Source organism: Hydrogenophaga sp. T66, assembly GCF_057219855.1.
This window is the reverse complement of record NZ_JBXVVX010000001.1, coordinates 1,723,372-1,749,614: the sequence shown is the minus strand read 5'-3', so window position 1 is coordinate 1,749,614 and position 26,243 is coordinate 1,723,372. Positions and strand designations below refer to the sequence as shown.

Below are 26,243 nucleotides of genomic sequence, written 5' to 3'. Positions count from 1 at the left end.
GCATTATATCGCAAATAAGAACAACTCGCATTTACAAAGACCGTGGTGATGTTGCGCAGCAACAAACCGGCTATGATCCCCATAGCAACTATCAATCCGAAGTTTCAATAGCTTCGGACTATAGTTCAGCGGTCGCCGGAAAGCCGGCTGCTTTTCTCACCCATCCCTCACTTCACCAGGAGATCTCCATGTCGATCATCAACCAGCCCGTCCCGACCTTCAGCACCACCGCCTTCCACAACGGCAAATTCGTGCCCGTGACCGATGCCGACCTGAAGGGCAAGTGGTCCGTGCTGATCTTCATGCCGGCCGCGTTCACCTTCAACTGCCCGACCGAAGTGGAAGACGCCGCCGACAACTACGCCGAGTTCCAGAAGGCCGGCGCCGAGGTCTACATCGTCACGACCGACACCCACTTCTCCCACAAGGTCTGGCACGAGACCAGCCCGGCCGTGGGCAAGGCCCAGTTCCCGCTGGTGGGTGACCCGACCCACACCCTGACCCGCGGCTTTGGCGTGCACATCGACGCCGAAGGCCTCGCCCTGCGTGGCACCTTCATCATCAACCCCGAGGGTGTGGTGAAGACCGCAGAGATCCACGACAACGCCATCGCTCGCGACGTCAAGGAAACCCTGCGCAAGCTCAAGGCCGCCCAGTTCGTCGCCAAGAACCCCGGCCAGGTCTGCCCGGCCAAGTGGAACGAAGGCGCCAAGACCCTGACCCCGTCGCTGGACCTGGTCGGCAAGATCTGATGCCCGCCGTCCGCTGAACGGACCCGAACCCGTTGAGGGTTTCGCGTCGGGCGTTGCGCGCCACCCGCGCCCAGCGCCCTTCGCAAAACGCTGAACCACCCGGAGATTTCGCCATGCTCGACGACACGCTCAAGGCCCAGCTGCAGGGTTACCTCACCCGCCTGCAGCGCCCGATCCGCCTCATCGCCTCGCTCGACGCCTCGCCCGCCGCGGCCGAGATGCGCGAGCTGCTCAACACCATCGCCAGCCTGTCCGACCGCGTCACGGTCGACGAATCCGGCAGCGATGAGCGCCGCCCGTCGTTTGTGATCGCCCGCGAGGGCGAGACCCGTGGCGTGCGCTTTGCGGCGATCCCGCTGGGTCACGAGTTCACCTCGCTGGTGCTGGCCCTGCTGTGGACCGGCGGTCACCCGCCCAAGGAGGACGCCGAGACGCTGGAGGCGGTGGATGCCCTGCGCGGCGACTTCCGCTTCGAGGTCTACATGAGCCTGTCCTGCCACAACTGCCCCGACGTGGTGCAGGCGCTGTCGCTGATGGCGGTGCGCAACCCCGCGGTGCAGACCGTGGTGATTGATGGCGGCCTGTACCAGGCCGAGGTCGAGCAGCGTCAGGTGATGGCGGTGCCGATGGTGTTCCTCAACGGCGAGGTGTTTGGTTCCGGCCGCATGACGCTGCAGGAAATCGTGGCCAAGCTTGACGTCAACGCCGACCAGCGCGAAGCCGCCAAGCTCGACGCCAAGGACCCGTTTGATGTGTTGATCGTCGGCGGTGGCCCCGCCGGTGCGGCCGCGGCTGTGTACGCCGCGCGCAAAGGCATCCGCGTGGGCGTGGCGGCCGAGCGTTTCGGCGGCCAGACCAACGACACGCTGGCCATCGAGAACTACATCAGCGTGCTGGAGACCGACGGTCCGAAATTCGCCGCCGCGCTGGAGTCGCAGGTCCGCCACTACGGCGTGGACCTGATGAACCTGCAGCGCGCCGAAACCCTGGTGCCGGCCCGCGAGCCCGGCGGCCTGATCCAGGTTCACATGGCCAACGGTGCGACGCTGAAAGCGCGCAGCGTGATCCTGTCGACCGGCGCCCGCTGGCGCAACGTGAACGTGCCCGGCGAGGCGGAGTACCGCAACAAGGGCGTGGCTTATTGCCCGCACTGCGATGGCCCGCTGTTCAAGGGCAAGCGCGTGGCGGTGATCGGCGGCGGCAACTCCGGCGTCGAGGCCGCGATCGACCTGGCCGGCATCGTGGCGCAGGTGGACCTGCTGGAATTCGCCGACAGCCTGAAGGCCGACGCCGTGCTGGTGAACAAGCTCAAGAGCCTGCCTAACGTGCGCATCCACACCAGCGCCCAGACCACCGAGATCACCGGCGCCGGCGGCACGGTCAACGGCCTGAGCTACAAGGACCGGGTGAGCGGTGAGACGCGCCACCTCGAGCTCGAAGGCGTGTTCGTGCAGATTGGCCTGGTGCCCAACACCGAGTGGCTCAAGGGCACGATCGAACTCAGCCGCTTCGGCGAAATCGTGGTGGACGACAAGGGCCACACGAACGTGCCGGGCGTGTTTGCCGCCGGCGACTGCACGACCGTGCCCTACAAGCAGATCGTGATCGCCGCGGGCGAAGGCTCGAAGGCCGCGCTCAGCGCTTTCGACCACCTGATCCGCCAGCCGGTGGTCGAGCCCGCCGCCGCCTGAAGCGGCGGGGCTCTGCCCGGTCGCTCGACGCGGCTCAGGGCCGGCGCAGGGACACCGCTTCGGCGTCCTGATCGCCGTTGCTCCACAGCGTGCCCGCGAGGGTCCGGCCGCCGTCCTGCAGCGTCAGGCTGAGCGCGCCGGTGTCCAGCGGGCCGGCGCCCCCGCCGCCGACCACGGTCATGGGCCCGTGCACCGCGTCGGCCTGCCACGGCCCGCGGGCGGTGTAGCGCAGGGTCTCGATCGTCATGCCCTGGGCGCGCTGGCGTTCGGCGTAAGCCGCCCAGTCCGGCAGATCCTCCAGCGGCACCGGCTCGCTGCGCAGCGTGAATTCGTCACCCTCCCGTTCGATCACCACCCGCACCGGCCGGCCAGGCAGGCTGTCGTCGATCCACTCGCCGGCCACCGTGGCAGAGGCCGAACCGCCCTGTCCGGCGCTGCCGGTCCAACCCGTTGTCAGGGCCATCGTCAGGGCAACCGCCAGGCCGAGCGCCAGCGTGACGGCGCCGATCACCGCGCCCCAGCGGGCATGCCCGGGCGATGGCGACGCCGGCCGTGGCGACGCCGGCCGGAGGGAGGGTTCGCGGGGTCGGGTGGAGGGGCGGGTCGGAGGCCGGATGCCGTGGGCAGCCAGATCGTCCATCAGGCGGGCCCAATCGGTGTCCCAGTCCTCGGTGCGCAGCTTGAGGGCGTGTGTGTCGGCGAGGAAGGCGAGTGCCGCGGGCCAGTCGGCGGCCGGTGGCATGGCCACGCCCTCGGTGAGCAAGGGCACCACGCGCGCGCCGGCGGCGTGGGCGGCCATCAGCTCACCGCGCACCGGGTCGTCCGGCGCGTCGATGCGGCGTGCGCCGTCGGGGGTGCGGTCCTCCAGCAGCCGCGGTGTGACCACGAGCAGCACGACCGGGCGGGCGTGCAGCGCGGCGCCGATGGCGTCGCGCCAGGCGCTGCCGCCGCGCAAGTCCTGCTTGTCGAAGAACACGGCGTCCGCCCCCAGCGCGCGGTTGAGATCGTGCGCCAGCCGGCCGGCGTCTTTTTTGCCGTCGGCGCTGCGGTAGCTGATGAACACCCGGTTCACGCGGGGCCCCTGTCGGTGTGTCGTCCGGCGAGGGCGTCGACCCGGGCGCGCAGGGCGGCCGCGGCCGGGTGGCCGGTCAGCGCCCGCGAGCCCAGCAGCAGTGCCACCTGGTCGGCCACCGAGGCCCACAGCCAGGCAGCACCGATGCGGTCGTGCAGCGCGACCCACGCACGCTCGATCTCGCTGGCCTGAGCGGCCAGATCGCCGCGTTGCAGGGCTTCGATGAGCGTCAGATCGGCGAGTCCGACCACGCTCCAGAAGTCCGGGTCATCGCGGCGCAGGCGCAGCAGGTCTTCGCGCGTGCGTCGGGCCAGGGGCTCGTCCAGCGCCGCCCCCACGCACCAGTCCGCGGCCAGCCGGTTGAGCGCGGGGTAGAAGCGCCGGGGATCGGCGGCGTCGTCGGCCAGCGCGTGGGCGCGCTCGGCGTCCCGGGCCATGGCCTGCAGCGCGGCCTGGGCGGTGTGGTCGTCGGCCCGTTCGCGGGCGATGAGTGCGCGTCGCTTGTGGACGGCGCTGCGCAGGCTGTGGCGTTCGGCGGTGACGCCCAGCGCCAGCAGCGCGTCGAGTGCGGCGAGGGCGGTGTCGAGATCGGCACTGGCGCTGGCGAAGGCATCGGACCCGCGCTCGGCGGCTGGCGCGTCGCGCCAGCGCTCCCAGGCCCGGCGGGCGAGCAGGTTGGCGTGCTGTTCGGCCGCGCGCAGGCTGGCGCTGCCATCGGCGGCGGCGCGGGCGCGGTCGTACCAGGCGAGCGCCCGCCCGGTGTCGCCGCTGTGCAGCCAGGCGCGCCCAAACGCCTCGGCGACCGCCCCCTGCGCGCCCCAGCGGCCGGCCCAGGCGTCTTCCAGTTGGCTCAGTCGCTCCCGCTGCCGCTCCCGTTCCCGTCCACCGGCCGCGCCTTGCGTGAGGCTCTCCACGGCCAGGCTGTCGAGCGCCAGCTGCAGCGCGGTGGCCGACCCGATGGCGGGCCCCGGCTCGGTGGCGACCGGGCCGGTGGCGGCCCGCTGGGCGTCATCGCGGTGCCAGACCCAGTCGGGGTCGCCGTAACACTGGTAAGCCGCCCAGGTGTGGCTGCCGGGGCTGTGTCGGCGGGCCGCGTGGCGCGCGCTGTGGACCGCGTCCATGAAGCGCTGGCCGCCCAGCAGGGCATCGTAGAAGGCGGCGGCGAACGCGGCGGCCGGTTCGTCGTCGACCGCCCACCCGGCAACCACCACGCAACGCACGCCGGTGTCGATCAGCTGGCGGGCGATCCCGGCCGCGAACGCTGCGCGGTCGTGGCTGGGACCCAGCGCGGGGCCGTGATCGGCGCCGAGGTGGCACGCGTTGAGAAACACCAGCTCGGGCACGACGCGCATGGCGCCAACCTCGTCGGGCCCGAGGTAGGCGCCGTCGCTGAGCACCAGACCGCGCGGCTGCGGCGCTCCACCTATGCCCGCTGTCTCGGTGCTCTCCCCATGGCCCGCGAGGTGGACAACCCGGTAGCGCCGCGCGAGCAGCGCCTGCACGACGGCGGCCGCATCGGGTCCGGGGGCATCGTCCGGGGCGATCAGGGTGTGCAGGCGGTCGGGCGGCTGCCCTTGCGCCCGCAGGGCTTCAGCCACGGCCGCCGCCTCGGCGCGCGCGCCGGGCAAGCGGGCATAGCGTGACGGGTCGCAGTCGGGCTCGCCGACGATCAGCACCGCGTCTTCGCGCCGGGCGTCGCTCACCTGGGCCCGGAAGTCACCGGTGCGCAGCCGTCGGATCAGCTTGCTGCGCAGGGCCCAGGGCTCGCGCAGGCCCGGCTCGTCGGCCGCCGGCGCGTCCAGCAGTTCCCAGGGAATGGCGGCGGTGCCGCTGTCGAGCTCGAGCAACAGGTCGCTGGTGGCCATCAACGCCGGCTCCAGACCCACGGGCACCAGCAGCTGAAACAAGGTGCGGCCGATCGCCGGGTCGCGCGGGGCGTGCTGCGACGCGCGCCGCACCAGTTCCCGAACCAGACCCGTCTGCGCACTTTGGGCGCGGACTTCCGAGCGCGCGCGCCGGGTGTCCAGCGTGTACAGGATGGCAGGACGACCGTGCTGGGTGGCGCCGGTGATGGCGCTCACAAAGTCATAGCGTGAGCCGCGGTAGCCGCCCTCGGCGGGTCGCGCCATGCCCCCGACGCCGGGCACGATGCAGGGGCCCAGCGTCCAGGGCTGGGCCGGCGCTCCGGCGCGCGGGCGCAACGCCTGCCAGGCTTCGGTGGCGCGGTCGAGGTACAGCTCGACGATGTGCAGTTCGTCGATGGCATGCGACGCGGCCCGGCGTCCGGCGGTCAGGCGCAGGCGCTCGTTGGCTTCATGCACCGCCCGTGCCAGCGCCCGGGCCGCCGCAGCGGGCGTGATGCCGGCGCCGCCGCTGCCGATGAGGGTGGCGGCGATGGCGCGGGGCGCCCGGGCCGGCCGCTCGCCGGCCGGATCGCCCGCGTGCTGCGTCTCGCGCAAGGCCCAGGCCAGCACAGCCTGCCGCAGGGTGTGGACCAGATCGTGGGTGTCCAGGGCCCCCTCGCTGCCCAAGCCGCAGACGACCACCAGCGGCGGCCGTGGTAGCGCGAGCGGGTTCTCGGGATCGGCGTGGTGGTTGGTGAAGACCTGGTGGGAGCCCAAGCGGTCGGGGTACAGGCCGGCGGCCAGTGAGGCGGAGAGCGCGCCGCCGAGGTAGCGGTCCACCACGGACTCGCTGCCTCCCAGACCGGTGCCGCCGTAGTGGCCCACGATCAGCGGGTGACGCAGGAATTTCAGGTTGCCGTGGTGGACGGTGACGCGCAACGCGGCGTCCGCGGGCGCGTCGTCCGTGCCGCGGGGCGCCCCGGGCGGCGGGTCGCCGACCCGGGGAGGGTGGTGCCGCGCCCGCGGCAGGCGCGGTGGGTGCGTCCCCGGACCCGCGCCGCGGACCGCCGCCGCTGGCGGCGGGTTCACGCGTGGCAGCCGCTGGGTCTGGCCGGAGGTGAGCAGATCGAGGTAGGCGTCGAAGGCTGGGGTGTGGGCGGGCAGCGCATCGTGCGCGGCCGGGGCTTGCCACGCCGGCACGTCCGGCAGCAAGGCGCTGCCGAGGGGCACGCGGCCGTCGCCGCCGTCGGGCGCGTCCAGATAGGTCAGGCCTTCCCGGGGGTCGATGGTGTGGCCGCCCGGCGTGTGGCGGGCCTGGCCGACCACGATGGCCACGGTGTGGCGCCAGTGCGGCAGGTCGTCGCGGACCTGGGCGTCCAGCCGCTCGCGCAGGGCCAGCGCGCGATCGAGCAGCGCCTGCGGTGGGATGCCCCAGCGGTAGGGGCTGGTGGGCAGGTCCTCGGTGTGCCAGCGGGTCGCGTCGGCGATGGCGGCGTGGTCGCGTTCCGCGAGGCCGATCCAGCGCTCTTGCCGGTGGAGCCCCTCGACACCGCCGAGCCCGGCCTGCAGTTGGACAAAGCCGGGCAGGCCGGCCATGAGCTGCCGCGCGGCGTGGTCGCGCAGCGGCAGGCCGACCGCTCCGAGCAGGAGGGCAAAGGGATCGTCGGCGCTGAGGGCCTGCATGGGTGCCCAGGACCCGCCGTTGGGCGTGCCGAGCTGCAGGAGCCGCGCGCCCGGTCGGGCGGCCCAACGTGTCCACAGCGCGGGCTGCTCCAGCGCGAGCGTGCGCGCCACCAGACCGCCCATCGAATGGGCCAGCAGCCGCACGGGCTGGCCCCCGGCCTCGGTGCGGTCGAGGGCGTCGCGCAGCACCGGAGCCAGCCGCGCCGCGGTGTCTTCAAGCGGCGCGCGCCAGTCGTAGTCGGCGATGACCACGTCGTGGGTGGCACCCAGGTGGGCACCGAGGGCGTCGTAGTGGTCTTCCAGCGCGCCGTCGGGACGCACGGGGGGGCCCGGGTCGGGCCAGGCCAGCCGGTCGAGCCGGTTCAACAAGCCCCAGCTCAGCCACACGCGGCGCTCGCCGGCCGCGAGGTGGCTGCCCAGCAGGCCGGGGAGCAGGAGAAGCACGGGCCGGTTGGCCGGGATCGTGCGCGGCGCCGTGCGCACCGCGCGGGTGCCCGACGACGACTCCCCGGCCCAGGACAAGGGGCCGATCGGGGCGAACCCGGCCGGGTCACTGTCGAGGAGCGCGCGGCCGATGAGTGCGGCCGCGCCGGGGTCGCTGAAGTAGCCGAAGTGCGTGGCCTGGCCTCCCTCGACGCGGGCGAAAAGGGCGTTGGAGCGGGCGGCGCCGCGCTGGCGCGGGCCCCCGCCGTACATCGACGCGGTTTGCACCACGAGGTCGTTGTCGGTCCAGAAGAAGGCGTCGGCCAGCAGGGTCTTCACCCAGGACATCACCGAGTCGCCGTCGAGATCACCGGCCACCACGCGCAGTTCGCCGGGCAGGGGCTGGTCCCGATCCGCGCCCTGCAGCCAGCGCACGAGCGCGCTGCCCGGCGTCATGGCCTGCAGGCCGGGCAGGGCGGCCGGGTCGGTGCGCACCCGGGCCACGTCGCCCAGAAAGCCCAGCAGCGCCGGCGCCACCGGCACGCCGGCGAGCTGCAGTGTCCAGCGAAGCACGGACACATAAGCGTCGAGCCGGCCGGAGGCGAGCAGCGTGCCGTGGGCCGGGCAGGCCACCCGCACGACGCGCTCGACGCGGATGCCGCGATCGCGCAGCAGCGCGGCCAGTGCAGCGAGCGCCGCCGCGTCACCCGGCGCGGCGTGTGCGCCATCAAAGCCGGCCAGCGGGTCGCCCGGCGCGGCGGCGCGCGCCAGCACCTCGGCGACGAGCCCGCCGCGCGAGTGGGTCAGCAGGTGCAGGCGTGCGCCGGCCGGCAGGGTGCGCGCCAGCGCCAGCGCGTTGGCCACAGGGCTGTCGCGCAGCGTGGCGTGTTCGAAGCCGTACACCCGCTGCGGGTAGCGGGCAAACAGCGCATCGAGCACCGGACGTTGCCGCTGCCACAGACCGGCGAAGGTGCCCGCGGTGGTGGAGAAGGTGCCGTGCAGCAGCACCAGCAGCGGGCCATCGGCGGCTGGCGCCTCCGCGACCCGGTCGCTGGCCACCGGTGGTTCGGAAAGCGCGTGGGGCGAGAGGCGGTACAGGCCCGGCGGGGCTTGCTCGTCGACGCGTCGGGCGATGGCCTCGGCCGTGAGTTCGGCCACCGGCGTGGCGCCGGGGGGGCGCCAGCGCCCGATGGACCGCAGCCGCACGCCCGACCCGCCGCTGGCCCCCGCGGCGCGCGTCGTCCCGCCGGGCGTGGGCCAGTCCAGCACCGTCGGGAGCGGCAGCGCTGCGGTCCCGTCGTCGCGCGCCCGGGCGGCACCGGCCTGAGCCGTGAGCAGTTCACGCACCGTTTGCGGGTGCAGCAGGAGCGCGGGCCCGTGTTCGATCTCGAGTTCGACCACGTCGTGACCGGGGCGGGCGATGAAGCGGTGCGGCGCCGGATCGCCCTCGCGGGCGGTGCCGAGGGTGATGCGCTCGACGAGGCCGGTGGCGTCGTCCGCGCGGTCGGGGGGATCGGGGCGTTTGGATCGTCGCCGTGGCGTGGTGCGGGTTGCTTCGGCGCTGGGGCCGTGGGCGGGAGGCGTGCCCGGGCGACCCGGAACCAGCAGCACGAGGTCGGGGGCGGCGTGGCTCATGGCGGCCTCAGCGGGGCTGGGTTCTGGACGCGGTGCGGGCGGCACCGCGGCTGGCACCGCGCGTGGGGGACTGCGCGGTAGTCGTCGCCGCTGTCCGCCTCGCGCGCGGGCTGGTTTCTGGCGCCAGGCGCTCCCAGCGCGCGGGCGGCGCGGCGTCGGTGGCGGCGTGGCGCGGCTGGGGCAGGCGCACGATGAAGTCGTTGCAGACCCAGCCTTCGAGGTCGGTCACGCCCACCACCGCCACCCGCGTCCAGCGGTCGCGCGGCTCCAGGGCAATCAGTTCGGTGCCGCGTGGCAACGCGGCCGCCAGTTTCGGCGCGTCGGCCGACGGCGCGCTGCGGATGTTCAGCCGGGTGGCGTTGACCACCCACCGCGGCGGCGTGTCGGACCCCCGGCCCAGGGCCTGGGCCCGCACGGCCTCCATCGGAAAAGCCGGGCCCGGGTCGCATTTGCGGCCGCGCGCGATGTCTTCATGCCCCAGCACATCCTCCAGCCCGTAGTGCCCCACCAGCAGCTCGCACAGCGCCAGCGCGCGCTCAATCTGCGCCGGCGTGTAGGCGTGCCAGGGCTGCACGCCGCCGCCGTGCGCGTGGGCAGCCTCGACGATCTCCTCGGCGGGGTAGGCCTGGCCGAACCACGCGCAGCAGCGGTCGCCCTGGCGGTGCAGCAGCCCCGCGTTGTCCATCTCGATGCCGATGGCCCAGGGGTTCAGACCGTTCAGTCCGGCCCACTGGCTCACGCCGGCGTGCCAGGTGACCAGATTGAAGGGGGCGAGCTGCACGATGCGCCCGTCGCGCCCGAGCACAAGGTGGGCCGAGGCGTTGCCCTGGGGCTTGCGGGTGCACAGCGATTGCACCGAGCTCTCCAGGTTGCGGCCGGCGGTGTAGTGCAACACGAGGTAGCGCGGCCGCAGCGGGCCGCCGGTGTTGGGTGTGGGCTGGCGCGTGACGTCAGCGCCCTCCAGCCAGTGGTCGCGCACGGTCAGCATGGCGGGCCTGCGCTCAGGGGGCCAGGGGGGCCTGTTCGAGCATCGCCTGCGCCGGCCCCAGGGTGAAGAGGTTCGGCGATTGCGTGGGCGGCATGCCGGCGACGATGTGGGCGTGAAATCGCTCCAAACTGCCGTGGAAGCGCCCACCGTCCCACACCGTCAGCAGCCGCTCGGTGAAGGCGCCGTTGTGGGCCCCGTCCATGGAGAACTGGTTGTCCTGGCAGCCGGAGATCAGCACCACCGATGGGCGAAAGCGCCGCACCAGCGGCGCGATGCGGGTGGGCGTGGGCACCTGGGCGAGCGCGGCGTCGGGGTCGCGGGCCCCCGCGTCGACCTCCTCGTCGACAGCGGCCTTCACCGCCCGCTGCAGGCTGTCGTAGAAGGGCCGGTGGGCTTCATACACGGCCCGGGCGGTCGCGCTGGGCATCTGCCGCACGCGCCGCGGTTCGCCGGCCAGCGACGCGGCCGACGGCGGGCCGGCGCGCACCGCCGTGCCGCTGTGGCAGCTGTCGGACAGCACGAGGATGCGCACGCCGGCGGCGAACCGGCTGAGCTCGTAATACAGCTCGTCGTCGATCAACTGGCCGTCGTGCAGACACCAGGTTTCGTCGAGCCGGTCGGTTTCGTCGTCATCGCCGGAGGTGTCGTCCACCTGCCCGCCGTGGCCGGAAAAGGTCAGGAAGAAGCGGTCGCCCGCGCGCAGGGCAGCGGCCGCGGCGCGCAGCTGGCGTATCACGGCGCCACGGGTGGCGTCGGCGGTCAGCAGAAGGGTGGGATCGAACTGCCGTGACGTGGCGACGGTCGCCATGTCGCGGGCGTCGAATTCGCAGGCGGCCAGTGGGCCGCTCCAGCCGGCGTAGTGGATCGGGTCAACCGTGTTGACGCCGATGTGCAGCGACAGCGCGCGGCCGGCCGCGGGGTGGTGGGCGTGGGACATGGACTTCTCCAGAAAAGGATGCCGGGTGTGACAGGCATCGCGATTCTGTGAAGTCCAAAGCAATCAGGAAGATCGCCGATCCGTTGAAAAGTAAGCAGAAGTCACGAATCGAGAGTTCGTGACGATTTCTTCAGAAATCGACTCACTTCGTGGCCGGTGCGGCCGGGGCCGAGGGCGCGGCAGCGGCCGGCTTTTCGGCGTGGCTGGCGTCGATGCCGTGGCTCTCGCCGGCCATGTTGATGTCGCCGCCCTGCATCAGCAGGAACAGGGCACCGGCGGAAAAAACGACGAAGGCGATGATGATCTTGACCATGGGGTACTCCGGGGGAAAGGGAGACGCCCCGGGGGCCGGGGCGTCGGGCGCGGGCGGGCGCGTGCGCCCGCCCCGGGATGCATCAGCGGTTGTCTTCCGCGTAGATGTCCACGTCCTTGGTCTCTTTGACGAACAGCAGGCCGATGACGAAAGTCACCGCGGCGATGATGATCGGGTACCACAGGCCGTTGTACATGTTGCCGGTCTGCGCCACGATGGCGAAGGCGGTGGTGGGCAGCAGGCCGCCGAACCAGCCGTTGCCGATGTGGTACGGCAGGCTCATCGAGGTGTAGCGGATGCGGGTGGGGAACAGCTCGACCAGCATGGCGGCGATCGGGCCATAGACCATGGTCACCAGGATCACCAGGTAGGTGAGGATGGCGATGATCATGAGCTTGTTCACTTGCGCCGGGTCGGCCTTGGCCGGGTAGCCCGCGGCGCGCAGCGCGTCGATCACGCCTTTCTTGAACTCGGCGTCCTTGGCCTTGGCCTGGTCGGCCGGCAGACCGCGCGAGGTGTAGCCCTCGATCACGGTGTCGCCCACCTTGATCACGGCGGTGGCGCCAGCGGTGCCCACCTGGTTTTCATAGCTCACCGAGTTGGCCGCCAGCACCTGCTTGGCGATGTCGCACGAGCTGGTGAACTTGGCGGTGCCGGTCGGGTTGAACTGGAACGAGCACTCGGCCGGATCGGCGACCACCACCACCTTGGCGTTCTGTTGCGCGGCGTGCAGGGCCGGGTTGGCGGCCTTGGTCAGCGCGGTGAACACCGGGAAGTAGGTCAGCGCGCCCAGCAGGCAGCCGGCCAGAATGATCGGCTTGCGGCCAATCTTGTCGGACAGGGCGCCGAACACCACGAAGAAGGGCGTGCCGATGATCAGCGAGGCGGCCACCAGGATGTTGGCCGTGGCACCGTCCACCTTGAGCGCTTGCGTCAGGAAGAACAGCGCGTAGAACTGGCCCGTGTACCAGACCACGGCCTGACCCATCACCAGACCCACCAGGGCCAGGATCACGATCTTCAGGTTGCGCCACTGGCCAAACGACTCCGACAGCGGGGCCTTGGAGGTCTTGCCCTCGGCCTTCATCTTCTGGAAAGCCGGCGATTCGTTCATCGACAGGCGGATCCACACCGAGATGGCCAGCAGGAGGATCGACACGAGGAACGGCACGCGCCAACCCCAGTCGGCAAAAGCCTCTTCACCCACGATGGTGCGGGTGCCCAGGATGACCATCAGCGACAGGAACAGGCCCAGCGTTGCGGTGGTCTGGATCCAGGCGGTGTAGGCGCCGCGGCGGCCGTGCGGGGCGTGTTCGGCCACGTAGGTGGCCGCACCGCCGTACTCACCGCCCAGCGCCAGGCCCTGCAGCAGACGCAGCACGATCAGGATGATGGGTGCGGCCACGCCGATTTGGGCGTAGGTGGGCAGGATGCCGACGATGAAGGTCGCGCCGCCCATGAGCAGGATTGTGACCAGGAAGGTGTATTTGCGACCGATCATGTCGCCGAGGCGGCCGAAGACCAGCGCGCCGAAGGGGCGGACGATGAAGCCGGCGGCGAAGGCGAGCAGGGCGAAGATGAACGCCGAGCCGGCGTCAAGGCCGCTGAAGAATTGTTTCGCGATGATCGCGGCGAGCGAGCCGTACAGATAGAAGTCGTACCACTCGAACACCGTGCCCAGCGAGGACGCAAAGATGACCTTGCGTTCCTCGGCGGACATCGGGCGGTTTTCTGCTTTCGCCATGATGAGTCTCCGTTGGGTTGCATGACCGGTTCGACGAACCGATGTGCGGGATTCTCAAAATCGCGACTGACCGCGTTCTGACGCGCGGGCCCAAGTTCCGCCGGTGTTTTCACCTACGATTTTGATAGCGCTTTGCAAGCGCTGCGTAAGAGCTGGGCGCGATAAGTACGACCTGTAAGTTGCGCTTAATGAAGCGCCGGCACGGGCGCCAAGGCCAGTGCCGATGCAAGGTCGATGTCAGTCCGATGCAAGCACCGGTGCAGGCCTCGAGGCGAGGGGCCGAGCCGCCCGCCGGATCAATACTCCAGCCGCTCGGGCCGCACTTCCTGCAGGATGGTCGTGGCGATCTCTTCGATCGACTTTGTGGTGGTGGACAACCACCGGATCCCCTCGCGCCGCATCATGGCCTCCGCCTCCGCCACTTCCATGCGGCAGTTCTCCAGGCTCGCGTAGCGCGAGTTGGGCCGGCGCTCGTTGCGGATCTCGCTCAGGCGCTCGGGCGCGATCGTCAGCCCGAACAGCTTCTTGCGGTGCGGCACCAGCGCCGGCGGCAGCTTGCGACGCTCGAAGTCTTCGGGGATCAGGGGGTAGTTCGACGCCTTGAGCCCGTACTGCATCGCCAGGTACAGCGAGGTCGGTGTCTTGCCGCTGCGGCTCACGCCGACCAGGATCACGTCGGACGACTCCAGGTCTTTGTTGCTCTGGCCATCGTCGTGGGCCAGGGAGAAGTTGATGGCCTCGATGCGGTCGTTGTAGGCCTTGCTTTTGGACGCGTCGGAGAAGCGGCCCACGCGGTGGTTGCTCTTGATGCCCAACTCCGCCTCAAGCGGCTCGACGAAGGTGCCGAACATGTCCAGCAGCATGCCGTGGCTGTGTTGGCGAAAGACGTTGAGGACTTCCAGGTTGACCACGGTGGTGAACACCAGTGGCCGCTTGCCTTCGAGTTCGGCGGTGTGGTTGATCTGGCGCACGGCCTGGTGCGCCTTGTCCACGTTGTCGATGAAGGGCAGGCGCACGCGGCGCATGCTGTTCTCGAACTGGGCCAGGATGGCGTTGCCGAAGGTTTCGGCGGTGATGCCGGTGCCATCCGAGATGAAGAAGACCGTGCGGTGGGGCATGGGAGCCGTCCTTACAATGCGGGGTATTGCGTGGGGGCATTATCCGGCCCGCCCACGCCCGCCTTGCAGCCTTGCCCGGTGCCTGACCCACAACAGAATCACAGGTCTCTCGCTGGCGCATGGAACCCCGGTTTACCAACCTCAGGAGTCTTTCCATGTCCAACCTGTTTGGCGCGACCGACCTGGTCGTTCCGTTCGAGAAGCTCAGGATGAGCGATGTCGAGGCCGTCGGCGGCAAGAACGCCAGCCTCGGCGAAATGATCTCGCAGCTGCCCAGCGGCGTGAAGGTGCCCACCGGCTTTGCCACCACCGCGCACGCGTTCCGCGAGTTCCTCAAGCACGGCGGCCTGACCGACCGCATCAACGCCCGCCTCGACGCGCTCGACACCGAAGACGTGCGCGCGCTGGCCGCGGCCGGCGCTGAAATCCGCGCCATGGTCGAGGCCCAGCCTTTTCCGGCGGACCTGGAGGCCGCGATCCGCGCCGAGTTTGCGCGCCTGAGCGCCGGCAACCCGCAGGCTTCGTTCGCCGTGCGCTCGTCCGCCACCGCCGAAGACCTGCCCGATGCGTCGTTCGCCGGGCAGCAGGAGACCTTCCTCAACGTCGTCGGCATCGAGGACGTGCTGCACAAGATGAAGGAGGTGTTTGCCTCCCTCTACAACGACCGCGCCATCAGCTACCGCGTGCACAAGGGCTTCGCCCACGCCGACGTTGCGCTGTCGGCGGGTGTGCAGCGCATGGTGCGCTCCGACCTGGGTGCCGCGGGCGTGATGTTCACCATCGACACCGAAAGCGGCTTTGAAGATGTGGTGTTCATCACCAGCAGCTATGGCCTGGGTGAGACGGTGGTGCAGGGTGCGGTGAACCCGGATGAGTTTTACGTGCACAAGCCCATGCTGCAAGCGGGCAAGCGCGCCGTGATCCGCCGCAACCTGGGATCCAAGCTGATCCAGATGGTGTTCAGCTCGGCCGAGGAAAAGGCGGCCACCGGCAAGCTCGTCAAGACGGTGGACGTGCCGGTCGAGCAGCGCAACCGCTACAGCCTGAGCGAGGCCGATGTCGAGCAGCTGGCGAAGTACGCGTTGGTCATCGAGCAGCACTACGGTCGTCCGATGGACATCGAATGGGGCAAGGACGGCACCGACGGCCAGCTCTACATCCTGCAGGCGCGTCCGGAGACGGTGAAGAGCCAGAGCGCCGGCAAGACCGAGGTTCGCTACAAGCTCAAGGGCAAGGGCGCGGTGCTGGCCAGCGGTCGCGCTATCGGCCAGAAGGTCGGGACCGGCCCGGTCCGGCTGGTGCACAGCATCACCGAGATGGAAAAGGTGCAGCCCGGCGACGTGCTGGTGACCGACATGACCGACCCGAACTGGGAGCCGGTGATGAAGCGGGCCAGCGCCATCGTCACCAACCGCGGCGGGCGCACCTGCCACGCGGCCATCATCGCCCGTGAGCTGGGGATTCCCGCGGTGGTGGGCTGCGGCGACGCGACCGACACACTCAAGGACGGCACGCTCGTCACCGTGAGCTGCGCCGAGGGAGACACCGGCAACATCTACGACGGTTTGCTCGAGACCGAGGTCACCGAGGTGCAGCGCGGGGACATGCCGGCGCTGGACGTGAAGATCATGATGAACGTCGGCAACCCCCAGCTGGCCTTCGACTTCGCCCAGATCCCCAACGCGGGCGTGGGCCTGGCGCGGCTGGAGTTCATCATCAACAACAACATCGGCGTGCACCCCAAGGCCATCCTGGACTACCCCAACGTGGATGCCGACCTGAAGAAGGCGGTGGAATCCGTCGCTCGCGGCCACGCCTCGCCGCGCGCCTTCTACGTGGACAAGGTGGCCGAAGGCGTGGCCACGATCGCCGCGGCCTTCTGGCCCAAGCCGGTCATCGTGCGGCTGTCCGATTTCAAGAGCAACGAGTACCGCAAGCTGGTGGGGGGCTCGCGGTATGAGCCGGACGAAGAAAACCCGATGCTCGGCTTCCGCGGTGCGGCGCGCTACATCAGCGCGGAGTTCTCGGAGGCATTTGCCATGGAGTGCGAGGCGCTCAAGCGCGTGCGCGAGGACATGGGCCTGACCAACGTGCAGGTGATGGTGCCCTTCGTGCGCACGCTGGCGCAGGCCAAGCGCGTGACCGAGCTGCTCGCTGCGAAAGGGCTGCGCCGCGGCGAAAACGAGCTCAAGCTGATCATGATGTGCGAGATCCCGAGCAACGCGGTGCTGGCGGCGGACTTCCTGCAGTACTTCGACGGCTTCTCCATCGGCTCCAACGACCTGACCCAGCTCACCCTGGGCCTGGACCGCGACTCCGGCCTGGAGCTGCTGGCCCACGACTTCGACGAGCGCGATCCGGCCGTGCAGGCCATGCTGCGCATGGCGATTGGCGCCTGTCGCGCGCAGGGCAAGTACGTCGGCATCTGCGGTCAGGGCCCCAGCGACCACCCGGACTTTGCCCAGTGGCTGCGCGCCGAGGGCATCAGCTCGATCTCGCTGAACCCGGACTCGGTGGTCGACACCTGGCAACTGCTCGCCCAGGGCTGATGGTCCTCTGAGTGAGGCACTGAGCGTGTCCAAGGCCGGCGATGCCGGCCTTTTTTCTGCGACGGCGGACCTTCGGGTCCGCCGTTTTTGCTGGCGTGCCCTGTCACGCCGGCTTCACGCCGGCGGTGTCACATGGCACCTCAGGGGAAAACCCCAATGGGGTTTGACCTGCCTCCCCCCGGTTGCGAGACCCTCTTGTAAGAGTCCGGTAAGTCCCTCCGAAAGAATCGCGCCAAGCTTAACGACGTCTTATGTTGCTGTTCATTTCCGCCCTCAAATTGATCGTCGAGATCGCGCTGCTGTCCCTGTTTGGGCAGTGGGTGCTGGGCCTGCTCGCGGGCCAAAAAAAGGAGGGGAACATCTTCTACAAGCTGCTGGAGACGCTCGGCAAGCCCTTTGTCCAGATCGCCCGCTTCATCACCCCCCGCGTGATCCTGGACCGTCACGTGCCGCTGGTGGCGTTCCTGCTGCTGGCGTTTGCCTGGCTGATCGTGACCTGGACCAAGGTCAACCACTGCATCCGCATCGGCGTGGAGATGTGCCAATGAACCGCGCGCTCAACCTGCTCTACCTGCGCACCCTGATCCGCGCCCTGCTGCTGTTCGGCCAGCGCGACGCCGCGCTGCAGCGCGTGCAGCAGATGCTGGTGATCGACCCGCGGGACCGGTACGCCCTGTCCACCCAGGCGCACCTGCAGGTGGAAACCGGGCAGCGCGACGCCGCCATCGCCACGCTGGAGCAGATCGTGGCGCTGTACCCCGATTTCGCGGCCGGCTGGTTCAACCTGGGCTTTGTGGCCGAGGAGGGCGACCGCCTGGAGCAGGCCGAGGCGGCTTTCCGGCGCGCCATCGCCCTCGACGAGAAATTTGACCGCGCCTGGTATGGCTTGGGCATCTGCCTGATCCGCCAGCGCCGCTTCGACGAGGCCGTGCAGGCCCTGCGTCGCAACACCGAACTGCAACCCATGAGCCCGTACGCCTGGTATCAGCTGGCGCGGGTGCATGTGGACCGGCAAGAGCCCGAAGAGGCGGCGAAGATCATTCGCCACCTGCGCGGGTTCGAGCCCAAAGTGGCCGCTCAGCTGGAGCGCGAAACGGGCCTGGGCAAAGCCCCGGCCTGAGTCGCGCTGCGGCGGATCGGCAATAAGAGCGGGCGGTCGCCACCGGCGGTCGCCCAACAACCGCGAGCTGGTTGCAGTGTGCCCAGAGGAGACGGGCGCCGCTCGTGATTCGCCCGAGAGGGTGTTGCAGATGGAGGTCGAATCGTGGAAATGACCGAAAGCCACCGCCAGTACTGGCGGAAGAACCTGAGGATCACGGCAATCCTGCTGTTTATCTGGTTCGTGTTGACGTTTGTGGTGGGCTATTTCGCCCGGGATCTGAGCTTCAGCTTCTTCGGCTGGCCGTTCAGCTTCTGGGTCGGAGCACAGGGCGCCTTGGTGGGTTACGTGGCCATCATCGGCTACTACGCCTGGTACATGAACAAGCTCGACATCGAACACGGTGTCGAGGAAGCGGAGGAATAAGCCATGGCTGGCATGTTCGAAACGGGCCCCGCCGCTGGCGGAGGCTCCAACAAGGCGTTCAAGTCGCAGCTCAACAAGGTTTACGGCTGGTACACCGGGGGCTTCGCGGCCTTCGTGATCGTTCTGGCGGTGCTGGAGCAGCTGGGCCTGCCGCGCGAGTGGATCGGCTTCATCTTCCTGCTCGCCACCATCGGCCTGTACGCCGGCATCGGCATCATGAGCCGCACGACCGACGCTGCCGAGTACTACGTGGCCGGCCGTCGGGTGCCGGCCATCTACAACGGCATGGCTACGGGCGCGGACTGGATGTCGGCCGCGTCCTTCATCGGCATGGCCGGTACCCTGTACCTGCAGGGCTACAGCGGCCTGGCCTTCATCATGGGCTGGACGGGCGGCTACTGCCTGGTGGCGCTGTTCCTGGCGCCGTACCTGCGCAAGTTCGGCCAGTTCACGATTCCCGACTTTCTGGGTGAGCGCTACGGCGGCAACGCCGCCCGCTTCGTCGGCATCCTGATCGCCATCCTCGTGTCCTTCGTGTACGTGGTGGCGCAGATCTACGGCGTGGGCCTGATCACCGCCCGCCTGACCGGCGTGGCGTTTGAGCTGGGTGTGTTCCTGGGTCTGGGCGGTATTCTGGTCTGCTCGTTCCTGGGCGGCATGCGCGCCGTGACCTGGACGCAGGTGGCCCAGTACATCGTGCTGATCGTGGCTTACATGATCCCGGTGGTGTGGCTGTCGGTGAAGCAGACCAGCAACCCGGTGCCGCAGGTGGCCTATGGCTACCAGCTGGAGAAGGTGTCGGCCAAGGAAAAGGTGCTGACGACCGATCCGAAGGAAGTGGAAGTGCGTGAGGTCTTCAAGGCCCGCTCGGCAGCCCTCGCCGAGAAGCTGAAGGACCCCGCCGCTGCGCTGGCCGCCGACAAGGCCGCCGCCGAGAAGAAAGTGGCTGACCTGAAGGCCGCCAACGCGCCCGCCGCCGAGATCGCCGCCGCCGAGAAGGCGCTGGCCGGTCTGCCGAAGGACGCCGAAGCCGCCAAGAAGGCCTGGACCGCTGCCAAGGCCGCCGCCGACGCCAAGACCCGTCCGCTCAACGGCATGGCGCCGCACGCGCAGGCCTTCGCGGGCGATCCGAACGGCGACGAGAAGGCGCAAGCCGCGTACGACACCTCGCGTCGCAACTTCCTGGCGCTGATCTTCTGCCTGATGGTGGGTACCGCCGCGCTGCCGCACATCCTGATGCGCTACTACACGGTGCCCAGCGTGAAGGAAGCCCGTCAGTCGGTGACTTGGTCGCTGTTCTTCATCTTCCTGCTGTACTTCACCGCCCCGGCCCTGGCCGTGCTGGTCAAGTACGAGGTGTTCAGCGTGCTGGTGGGTACACCGTTTGACCAGTTGCCGCAGTGGGTGGCCTCGTGGGCGCGCGTCGACCCGACCCTGCTGTCGGTGAATGACGTAAACGGCGACCGCATCCTGCAGCTCAACGAGATGACCATCGGTGGTGACATCGTGGTGCTGGCCACGCCGGAAATCGCGGGCCTGCCCTACGTGATCTCCGGTCTGGTGGCTGCCGGCGGTCTGGCCGCGGCGCTGTCCACCGCGGACGGTCTGCTGCTGACGATCGCCAACGCGCTGTCGCACGACCTGTACTACAAGATGATCGACCCGAACGCGTCGACCGCCCGCCGCGTGACCATCTCCAAGGTCCTGCTGCTGGTCGTGGCCCTGGCTGCCGCCTACGTGGCGTCGCTGAAGGTCGCCGACATCCTGTTCCTGGTGTCCGCCGCGTTCTCGCTGGCCGCTGCGGGCTTCTTCCCGGCGCTCGTGCTCGGCATCTTCTGGAAGCGCGCCACCGGCCCGGCCGCGGTGCTCGGCATGATCATCGGTACCGCCGTCACGTTCTACTACATGGCCACCACCCAGCCCTGGATGCGCGGCCTGTTCGGCGTGACCGGCCCGATCGCCGATTACACCTGGTGGGGCATCGCGCCGATCTCTGCCGGTATCTTCGGTGTGCCGATCGGTATCGCCGTGATCGTGATCGTCAGCCTGATCACCCCGGCCCCGAGCAAGAAGATCCAGGAACTGGTGGAGCACGTGCGCTACCCGAACCTGAAGATGTCCTGATCGGTCTGCCTGACCTGATCGCCACCCCCGCGGTGGCGGTCTCAGGAGCCCGGACCACCGCGAGGTGGCCCGGGCTTCTTCATTTTGTATAATCGGGGGCTTCCCTTGCTGCACCCCAGTCGACGCCGGGGGCAGCTTTATGTCCACAAGGAGAGTCCATGCGTCATTACGAAATCGTGCTGCTGATCCACCCGGACCAGAGCGAACAGGTTCCGGCCATGCTGGAGCGCTACAAGGGCATGATCACCGCCGGCGGCGGCAAGATCCACCGCGTTGAAGACTGGGGCCGCCGTCAGCTGGCCTATCAGATCAACAAGCTGTCCAAGGCCCACTACCTCTGCGTGAACATCGAGGCCGACCAGGCTGTGATGGGCGAGCTGGAGCACGCCTTCAAGTTCAACGACGCCGTGCTGCGCCACCTCACCGTGCAGCGCAAGAAGGCCGAGACCGGTCCGTCGTCGATGATGAAGACGGTCGAGCGCGAAGAAGCGCGCAAGTCCCAGCAACAGTCGTCGGAGCAGACCGCCGCCTGACCCCGCGGCGCGCGCAGTCCGCAGGGTGGTGAACCAGCTTCGGCTGTCGGCGGTGGTGGTGCAGGTGCAGAGCCTGCGTTACACCCCCGCCGGCATCCCGGCCGTCAACTTGGTGCTTGAGCACGAGTCCACGGTCACCGAACTGGACCAACCTCGGCAGGTGAAGCTCCAGCTCCGGGCGGTCGCGTTCGGGGCGCAAGCCGAGACGCTGGCCCGCACGGGCCTCGACACCCGGCTGGCGCTGCAGGGCTTTCTCGCCAACGCGCGCAACGGCAAAGGCGTGGTGTTCCACATCCAAGATTTCAGCAAGACATAGGAAGGCCCATCATGGCTGCACCCAAGCGTTTCAACAAAGACAAGCGCCCCAAGCGCAACACCCAGTCGCTGCTCTTCAAGCGCAAGCGTTTCTGCCGCTTCACCGTCGCCAAGGTGGAAGAGGTGGACTACAAGGACGTGGACGTCCTGCGTGACTTCATCGCCGAAAACGGCAAGATCATCCCGGCCCGCCTGACCGGCACCCGCGCGATTTACCAGCGCCAGGTGACCACCGCCATCAAGCGCGCCCGCTTCCTCGCCCTGCTGCCGTACAGCGACCAGCACCGCGTCTGATCAGGAGCCCCTCATGCAAATCATTCTTCTCGACAAAGTCGTCAACCTGGGCGCCCTGGGTGACGTGGTCAAAGTCAAGGACGGCTACGCCCGCAACTTCCTGATCCCGACCGGCCGCGCCCGCCGCGCCACCAAGACGGCCATCGCCGAATTCGAGGCCCGCCGCGCCGACCTGGAAAAGGCAGCCGCCGCCAAGCTCGCCGAGGCGCAAGCCCTGGGCGAGAAGGTCGCGGCCACCACCGTCAAGCTGACCCAGAAGGCCGGCGTTGATGGTCGTCTGTTCGGCTCCGTGACCAACCACGACGTGGCCGAAGAGCTCGTCAAGCAGGGTTTCGCCGTGGCCAAGGCCCAGGTGCGGATGCCCAACGGTCCGCTGAAAATGGTCGGCGATTACACCGTTCAGGTGAACCTGCACACCGACGTGACGGTCGACGTGGCGATCACGGTGCTCGGCGAAACCGCCTGATCTCCGGGGCTTTGCCCGACCCGAGCCGCTGCCTTGCGCAGCGGCTTTTTTTTGGCCGCTTATTTGGCCGCTGATTGAACCTGGACACCCCGCGGATCGGCGTTCGGGCAAGCGCATCGCTGTCCTGGGATATCTACCTCATTTCCCCCGTCCGCCCACCGCTTGTCCACAGCCTTGCGCACAGGCGCGCGGCCCCCGCGGGCGTACCATCGCTTTTTGCCCGAGACCGCCATGTCCACCCCGTATTCCACGCCGTTCCCCGACTTTGACCACCCGATGGACGACCTGGGCCACGACCGCCAGGTGGCCCAGTTGCGCGTGCCGCCGCACTCCATCGAGGCCGAGTCCAGCGTGCTGGGCGGGCTGTTGCTGGACAACGGCGCCTGGGACCGCGTCGCCGACCTCATCAACGACTCCGATTTCTACCGCTACGAGCACCGTCTGGCGTACTCGGCCATCGCCAGCCTGGTGAACGCCAGCAAGCCGGCTGACGTGGTGACGGTGTTTGAGCACCTGCAGAACCTCGGCAAGGCCGAGGAGGCGGGCGGACTGGCCTACCTCAACTCATTGGCCCAGTACGTGCCCAGCGCGGCGAACATCCGCCGCTACGCGGAGATCGTCCGGGAGCGGGCCGTGCTGCGCAAGCTGGTGGCCGCCAGCGAGGAGATCGCCACCGCGGCGTTCAACCCGCAGGGCCGTGCGGTGGACAAAATCCTCGACGAGGCCGAGCAGAAGATCTTCCACATCGGCGAGGAAGGCTCGCGGATGAAGGAAGGCTTCCAGTCGATGGACAAGCTGGTCGTCGACCTGCTGGACCGCGTGCAGGAGATGGCCGACAACCCCAACGACATCACGGGCGTGCCGACGGGTTTCATCGATCTCGACCGCATGACCGCCGGCCTTCAGCCGGGCGACCTGATCGTGCTCGCCGCCCGGCCATCGATGGGCAAGACGGCGTTCGCGATCAACATCGCCGAGCACGTGGCGCTCAACGAAGGATTGCCGGTGGCCGTGTTCTCCATGGAGATGGGCGCAGCCCAGCTGGCGGTGCGTATCGTGGGCTCCATCGGCCGGATCAACCAGAGCCATTTGCGCACCGGCAAGCTCAACGACGAGGAATGGCCGCGGCTGACGGAGGCGATCGAGAAGCTGCGCAACGTGTCGCTCCACATCGACGAAACCCCCGGCCTCACGCCCAGCGAGTTGCGTGCCAATGCCCGTCGGCTTGCCCGTCAGTGCGGGAAGCTCGGGCTGATCGTGGTCGATTACCTGCAGCTGATGAGTGGCTCCAGCAGCGATGGGGAGAATCGTGCCACCGAGCTGGGCGAGATTTCCCGCGGCTTGAAGATGCTGGCCAAGGAGCTGCAGTGCCCGGTGATCGCGCTGTCGCAGCTCAACCGCTCGGTGGAGCAGCGCACGGACAAGCGTCCCATGATGAGCGACCTGCGCGAATCCGGCGCCATCGAGCAGGACGCGGACATCATCATGTTCATCTACCGCGACGAGTACTACACCAAGGACGCGTGCAAGGAGCCGGGCGTGGCCGAGATCATCATCGGCAAACAGCGAAACGGCCCCACCGGGACCGTCAAGCTCGCCTTCCTGAACATGCTCACCCGCTTTGAGAGCCTGGCCGGAGGCGCAGATTACTGATCAGTTGCGGTGAGCCACAAAAAAACCGGCCGAGGCCGGTTTTTTTGTTGTCCGAGGTGCCCTCAGAGCACTTCGCTGGCGAAGTCGGCCAGCCGCGAACGTTCGCCGCGTGCCAGCGTGATGTGGCCGCCATGCGGCCAGCCCTTGAAGCGATCGACCGCATAGGTCAGGCCCGAGGACCCTTCGGTGAGGTAGGGCGTGTCGATCTGCGCGAGGTTGCCCATGCAGATGATCTTGGTGCCCGGCCCGGCGCGGGTGATGAGCGTTTTCATCTGCTTGGGCGTGAGGTTCTGGGCCTCGTCGATGATCACGTACTTGTTCATGAACGTGCGCCCGCGCATGAAGTTCATGCTCTTGACCTTGATGCGGCTGCGGATGAGCTCGTTGGTGGCGGCCCGTCCCCATTCGCCGGCGTTGCCTCCGTCACCCTTGGCCAGGAACTCCAGGTTGTCGTCGAGCGCGCCCATCCACGGGCCCATTTTTTCCTCTTCCGTGCCTGGCAGGAAACCGATGTCTTCGCCCACGCTCACCGTGGCGCGGGTCATGATGATTTCGGTGTAACGGCGATCATCCAGCACCTGGGTGAGGCCAGCGGCCAACGCCATCAGGGTCTTGCCGGTTCCTGCGGTGCCGGCCAGGGTGACGAAATCGATCTCCGGGTCCATGAGCAGGTTCAGCGCGAAGTTCTGCTCCCGGTTGCGGCTGGTCACGCCCCACACGGCGTTCTTGAGGTGCGTGAAGTCCTTCAGCGTCTTCAGCACCGCGGTCTTGTCGCGGATTTCGGTCACGCGCGCGTACAGCGAGGGCTCGCCCGGGGCCTCGAAGTAGACAAACTGATTGATGTGGAACTGGCCCACCGCCGGACCGCTCACGCGGTAGAAGGTGTGGCTGCCGCTTTGCCAGCTTTCGATCGTCTTGCTCTGTCGCGTCCAGAAATCCTGCGGCAGGGCGAGCGAGCCGGCGTAAAGCAGTTCGCCGTCGTCCAGCGTCTTGTCGTTCTGATAGTCCTCGGCGGCGAGCCCCAGCGCACGCGCCTTCACCCGCATGTTGATGTCTTTCGACACCAGGATGACTTCGCGGTCGGGGTGGCGCTGCCGCAAGGCCGCCACGACGCCCAGGATCTGGTTGTCGGCCTTGCCCTGGGGCAGGGAGCCCGGCAGGTCGCCATTGAGGGGTTCGGTCTGGAAGAACAGCAGGCCACGAGCAGACTGGTGCCCGGTCGCCGACAGCTTGAGTCCCTGGGTCATGTCCGCGCCTTGCTGGGCAGCAAGTGCATCCAGCGTGCGGCTGGTCTGGCGGCCGTTGCGGGCCACCTCGGTCATGCCTTTCTTGTGGCCATCAAGCTCCTCGAGCACGATCATGGGCAGGAAGATGTCGTGCTCTTCGAACCGGAACAGGCTCATCGGGTCGTGCAGCAGCACGTTGGTGTCCAGCACGAAGAGGCGCTTGATCCCGCGGGCGCCGGTGGCCGTGCTGCGGCGGCGCGCGGTCTGAGGCCGCTCGGCGCTGCGGCGTTCGGCGGGCGCAGGGCTCGTCGCCACCAGCAGAGGGGCTGGGGTCGCCACCGGTTTCGAGGCCGGCGCCTTGCGTTCCGTCGCGGCCGGTGCCGTGGGGGTGGCGGGCTCGGTGCGGCGCACCTCAGCGGTCACCGGCGTTTCCGTGGGGGACGTGGCGTCGGACCGGCGGTGGCGCGCACGGCGGGTGCTGCCGGGCGCGGCCGCCGGCGGTGCGTCGGGCGGGGCGTCGGCCAACGCGGCCGGAGCGCCCGCGGACTTCAGGTGGTAAGCGTCTGGCGCCAGCAAGGCGGCCCGTTTCGAGGGAGCGGGAGGCAGGGGCATGGATGGGTTCAGCGCGCGGCCGGAAAACAAAAAGCCGCCGGGCAAACCGGGCGGCTTTGGGGGCTGCTGGAGAGCAGGGAAATCAACAGGGCGGGGAAACGTCCCGGGGGCATGAACCCATTATGCATGAGCCCCAAGACGCGCACGATGGGCTCAATGCCCCGCCGCCGCCCGCGCCATCAGGCACCGGCCTGATCGGGGTCAGGCCGCCTTTTTCAAGGCCTTCACGGCCTTCAGCACCTCTTCGACGTGGCCAGGCACCTTCAGGCCGCGCCATTCCTGCTTCAGCACGCCATCGGGGCCGATCAGGAAGGTGCTGCGTTCGATGCCCTTCACCTTCTTGCCGTACATGATCTTGTTCTTCACGACGCCGAACATGTGGCACATCTTCTCTTCGGTGTCGGCGATCAGCTCAAAGGGCAGTTCCAGCTTGGCCTTGAAGTCGTCGTGGGACTTCATGTTGTCGCGGGACACCCCGAACACCTGGGCGCCGGCCTTCACGAAGTCCTTGTACTTGTCGCGGAACTGCATGGCCTCGGTCGTGCAACCCGGGGTGTTGTCCTTCGGATAGAAGTACAGCACGACGGTTTGCCCGAGATGGCTCTGGTGGGTCACCTTCACGCCGCCGGTGGCCAGGGATTCGAACTCTGGAATGGGTTTGTTGACAACGACGGCCATGCGCTGGGACCCCTGAATAGATTGATGGTGTGGCGTTGGCTGCCCGCCGGCGGGCGGCGAGGCCGGCG

At 68.7% G+C, this 26,243-nt stretch carries 21 protein-coding genes; 12 read left to right on the top strand and 9 right to left on the bottom strand.

All coding sequences use genetic code 11. From position 1 onward, the window contains the following. The first annotated feature begins 188 nt into the window (after nucleotides 1–188). On the top strand, nucleotides 189–752 hold the full coding sequence (ahpC, locus tag AC2D80_RS08015) for an alkyl hydroperoxide reductase subunit C (RefSeq protein WP_484632441.1): 564 nt from the start codon (nucleotides 189–191) through the stop codon (nucleotides 750–752). Nucleotides 753–865: 113 nt separating this feature from the next. Further along, a complete protein-coding gene (gene ahpF, locus AC2D80_RS08010; protein WP_484632440.1) occupies nucleotides 866–2,443 on the top strand; it encodes an alkyl hydroperoxide reductase subunit F in 1,578 nt (525 codons plus the stop codon). A 34-nt stretch (nucleotides 2,444–2,477) separates the two neighbouring features. Here the strand turns inward: ahpF and AC2D80_RS08005 are convergent, their stop codons facing one another. The 7 genes from AC2D80_RS08005 to ppsR all read right to left on the bottom strand — a co-directional run bounded on the left by AC2D80_RS08005 (nucleotide 2,478) and on the right by ppsR (nucleotide 14,200). Beyond that, nucleotides 2,478–3,515 (bottom strand): toll/interleukin-1 receptor domain-containing protein, encoded by a 1,038-nt coding sequence (locus AC2D80_RS08005; protein ID WP_484632439.1) that lies wholly within the window; start codon nucleotides 3,513–3,515, stop codon nucleotides 2,478–2,480. After that, nucleotides 3,512–9,100 carry a CHAT domain-containing protein gene (locus tag AC2D80_RS08000; protein WP_484632438.1) on the bottom strand — a complete coding sequence of 1,863 codons (5,589 nt, stop codon included), beginning with the start codon at nucleotides 9,098–9,100 and terminating at the stop codon, nucleotides 3,512–3,514. The genes AC2D80_RS08005 and AC2D80_RS08000 overlap by 4 nt, the downstream gene beginning before the upstream one ends. A gap of 7 nt (nucleotides 9,101–9,107) precedes the next feature. Further along, the gene (locus tag AC2D80_RS07995; protein WP_484632437.1) at nucleotides 9,108–10,088 is read right to left on the bottom strand and encodes an N-acetylmuramoyl-L-alanine amidase; all 981 of its coding nucleotides are present in this window, start codon (nucleotides 10,086–10,088) and stop codon (nucleotides 9,108–9,110) included. Nucleotides 10,089–10,101: 13 nt separating this feature from the next. Continuing rightward, the gene (locus tag AC2D80_RS07990; RefSeq protein ID WP_484632436.1) at nucleotides 10,102–11,025 is read right to left on the bottom strand and encodes a caspase family protein; all 924 of its coding nucleotides are present in this window, start codon (nucleotides 11,023–11,025) and stop codon (nucleotides 10,102–10,104) included. 142 nt (nucleotides 11,026–11,167) lie between these two features. Then, nucleotides 11,168–11,338 carry a hypothetical protein gene (locus AC2D80_RS07985; RefSeq protein WP_484632435.1) on the bottom strand — a complete coding sequence of 57 codons (171 nt, stop codon included), beginning with the start codon at nucleotides 11,336–11,338 and terminating at the stop codon, nucleotides 11,168–11,170. Nucleotides 11,339–11,420: 82 nt separating this feature from the next. Next, the gene (locus AC2D80_RS07980) at nucleotides 11,421–13,082 is read right to left on the bottom strand and encodes an MFS transporter (RefSeq protein ID WP_484632434.1); all 1,662 of its coding nucleotides are present in this window, start codon (nucleotides 13,080–13,082) and stop codon (nucleotides 11,421–11,423) included. Nucleotides 13,083–13,378: 296 nt separating this feature from the next. Beyond that, nucleotides 13,379–14,200: a posphoenolpyruvate synthetase regulatory kinase/phosphorylase PpsR gene (gene ppsR / locus AC2D80_RS07975; RefSeq protein ID WP_484632433.1), complete on the bottom strand. Its 822-nt coding sequence runs from the start codon at nucleotides 14,198–14,200 to the stop codon at nucleotides 13,379–13,381. Nucleotides 14,201–14,355: 155 nt separating this feature from the next. On the opposite strand from ppsR, the gene ppsA reads away from it, so the two are divergent. The 10 genes from ppsA to dnaB all read left to right on the top strand — a co-directional run bounded on the left by ppsA (nucleotide 14,356) and on the right by dnaB (nucleotide 23,659). Next, nucleotides 14,356–16,749 carry a phosphoenolpyruvate synthase gene (ppsA, locus tag AC2D80_RS07970; RefSeq protein ID WP_484632432.1) on the top strand — a complete coding sequence of 798 codons (2,394 nt, stop codon included), beginning with the start codon at nucleotides 14,356–14,358 and terminating at the stop codon, nucleotides 16,747–16,749. A gap of 251 nt (nucleotides 16,750–17,000) precedes the next feature. Continuing rightward, on the top strand, nucleotides 17,001–17,297 hold the full coding sequence (locus tag AC2D80_RS07965) for a hypothetical protein (protein ID WP_484632431.1): 297 nt from the start codon (nucleotides 17,001–17,003) through the stop codon (nucleotides 17,295–17,297). Then, nucleotides 17,294–17,869 (top strand): tetratricopeptide repeat protein, encoded by a 576-nt coding sequence (locus tag AC2D80_RS07960; RefSeq protein ID WP_484632430.1) that lies wholly within the window; start codon nucleotides 17,294–17,296, stop codon nucleotides 17,867–17,869. Before AC2D80_RS07965 ends, AC2D80_RS07960 begins: the two co-directional genes overlap by 4 nt. Nucleotides 17,870–18,019: 150 nt before the next feature. Next, nucleotides 18,020–18,274, top strand: a complete 255-nt coding sequence (locus AC2D80_RS07955) for a DUF4212 domain-containing protein (RefSeq protein WP_484632429.1) — start codon at nucleotides 18,020–18,022, stop codon at nucleotides 18,272–18,274. 3 nt (nucleotides 18,275–18,277) lie between these two features. Beyond that, entirely contained in the window at nucleotides 18,278–20,398 is a 2,121-nt protein-coding gene (locus AC2D80_RS07950) for a sodium:solute symporter family protein (RefSeq protein WP_484632428.1), read from the top strand. Nucleotides 20,399–20,556: 158 nt separating this feature from the next. Then, nucleotides 20,557–20,931 carry a 30S ribosomal protein S6 gene (rpsF, locus tag AC2D80_RS07945; RefSeq protein ID WP_484632427.1) on the top strand — a complete coding sequence of 125 codons (375 nt, stop codon included), beginning with the start codon at nucleotides 20,557–20,559 and terminating at the stop codon, nucleotides 20,929–20,931. A 28-nt stretch (nucleotides 20,932–20,959) separates the two neighbouring features. Next, on the top strand, nucleotides 20,960–21,247 hold the full coding sequence (gene priB, locus AC2D80_RS07940; protein ID WP_484632426.1) for a primosomal replication protein N: 288 nt from the start codon (nucleotides 20,960–20,962) through the stop codon (nucleotides 21,245–21,247). A gap of 11 nt (nucleotides 21,248–21,258) precedes the next feature. Further along, on the top strand, nucleotides 21,259–21,540 hold the full coding sequence (gene rpsR, locus AC2D80_RS07935; RefSeq protein WP_484632425.1) for a 30S ribosomal protein S18: 282 nt from the start codon (nucleotides 21,259–21,261) through the stop codon (nucleotides 21,538–21,540). 13 nt (nucleotides 21,541–21,553) lie between these two features. Beyond that, the gene (rplI, locus tag AC2D80_RS07930) at nucleotides 21,554–22,006 is read left to right on the top strand and encodes a 50S ribosomal protein L9 (protein ID WP_484632424.1); all 453 of its coding nucleotides are present in this window, start codon (nucleotides 21,554–21,556) and stop codon (nucleotides 22,004–22,006) included. A gap of 276 nt (nucleotides 22,007–22,282) precedes the next feature. After that, on the top strand, nucleotides 22,283–23,659 hold the full coding sequence (gene dnaB / locus AC2D80_RS07925; RefSeq protein ID WP_484632665.1) for a replicative DNA helicase: 1,377 nt from the start codon (nucleotides 22,283–22,285) through the stop codon (nucleotides 23,657–23,659). A 62-nt stretch (nucleotides 23,660–23,721) separates the two neighbouring features. On the opposite strand, the gene AC2D80_RS07920 is transcribed toward dnaB, so the two are convergent. Then, a complete protein-coding gene (locus tag AC2D80_RS07920; RefSeq protein ID WP_484632423.1) occupies nucleotides 23,722–25,497 on the bottom strand; it encodes a PhoH family protein in 1,776 nt (591 codons plus the stop codon). A 201-nt stretch (nucleotides 25,498–25,698) separates the two neighbouring features. Continuing rightward, nucleotides 25,699–26,175: a peroxiredoxin gene (locus AC2D80_RS07915; RefSeq protein ID WP_484632422.1), complete on the bottom strand. Its 477-nt coding sequence runs from the start codon at nucleotides 26,173–26,175 to the stop codon at nucleotides 25,699–25,701. Nucleotides 26,176–26,243: the final 68 nt, after the last annotated feature.